Annotated in this window: 1 protein-coding gene; it reads right to left on the bottom strand. The window is 63.4% G+C overall.

Annotated features, from left to right (window positions below):
• A partial coding sequence (locus tag ABD371_RS35785; RefSeq protein ID WP_344486984.1) for a hypothetical protein occupies positions 1-436 on the bottom strand: 436 nt, incomplete at its 3' end.
• Positions 437-519: the final 83 nt, after the last annotated feature.

The raw sequence follows: 519 nt of genomic DNA, 5'->3' as shown, positions 1-519 counted from the left end.
CCCGCACCACAAACCGCGCACCCACCTGCGGATAACGCACCAACAACGCCTCCGCCGCACCCCTCAACCGACCAGCATCAACCCTCCCCTCCAACCCGAAAACCAACTGCACCACATACACATCCGGCCCCTCCACGTCATACACCGCATGAAACAACAACCCCTCCTGCAACGGCGACAAAGGCAAAATATCCTGGGGCTGTTCGACCTCTGAGATCTGGTCGATTTCGGTTTGGGTGAGGGTCACCAACGGAAGATCCGACGGCGTCCGCCCCCCAGCACCCGGACGCTCCGCCTCCTCCACCAACTCGGCCAGAGCAACCACCCACGCATCCCCGAGTTCCTGCACTTGGCTCCCGGTCAGCACCTCGCCGGCCCAGGTAAGAGTGAAAGAAACCTCCGGCCCCTCCGGAAGATCACGCGTCACCGCGTTCACCGCGAGAGCATGCGTCAACGGCATCCGCTCATCCGCACCACCACCCAACACCCCCGCCTCCACCGCAGGAGCCCAGTCCTCAT

It is taken from the genome of Streptomyces amakusaensis (assembly GCF_039532665.1).
In the GTDB taxonomy this organism is placed as follows: Bacteria; Actinomycetota; Actinomycetes; order Streptomycetales; family Streptomycetaceae; genus Streptomyces; species Streptomyces amakusaensis.
Note: the sequence above shows the minus strand (reverse complement) of the source record. Positions and strands in the feature narration are given on the sequence as shown.